The sequence below is a fragment of the Vibrio sp. 10N.261.51.A3 genome, assembly GCF_041471965.1.
Lineage (GTDB): Bacteria > Pseudomonadota > Gammaproteobacteria > Enterobacterales > Vibrionaceae > Vibrio > Vibrio crassostreae_C.
In genome coordinates this window covers 1-369 of the sequence record NZ_JBFRPK010000148.1, presented here as the reverse complement: position 1 = coordinate 369, position 369 = coordinate 1, and the positions used below count along the sequence as shown (strand labels likewise).

The 369-nt window shown below is 48.5% G+C and carries 2 tRNA genes; both read right to left on the bottom strand.

Going from position 1 to position 369, the window contains the following annotated elements:
* Positions 1 to 76 precede the first annotated feature (76 nt).
* Positions 77 to 153 (bottom strand) — tRNA-Trp (locus tag AB4371_RS22285).
* A 60-nt stretch (positions 154 to 213) separates the two neighbouring features.
* A tRNA-Asp gene (locus tag AB4371_RS22280) sits at positions 214 to 290 on the bottom strand.
* Between the last annotated feature and the right edge of the window lie 79 nt (positions 291 to 369).

Sequence of the window (369 nt, the reverse complement as noted above, 5' to 3'; positions counted from 1 at the left end):
ATTTTCCGGATTGGTATCACTTTGAAAAAGTGACAGATACAAAAAAGCTCCAGCATTTCTGCTGGAGCTTTAAATATGGCAGGGGTGGAGAGATTCGAACTCCCAACACGCGGATTTGGAATCCGCTGCTCTGCCAATTGGAGCTACACCCCTAAAACTTTATCTTGCTTCAGATTCGAAAAAACCTCGCACTAGGCGAGGTTATCGAATAAGTGGCGGAGTGGACGGGACTCGAACCCGCGACCCCCGGCGTGACAGGCCGGTATTCTAACCAACTGAACTACCACTCCGCAGTGGTCAACTCACTAAGTGAGCGTCCATATCTCCAGGTCGGTCAACCTAAAGATTTAATTTAAAGCCTGGCGATGT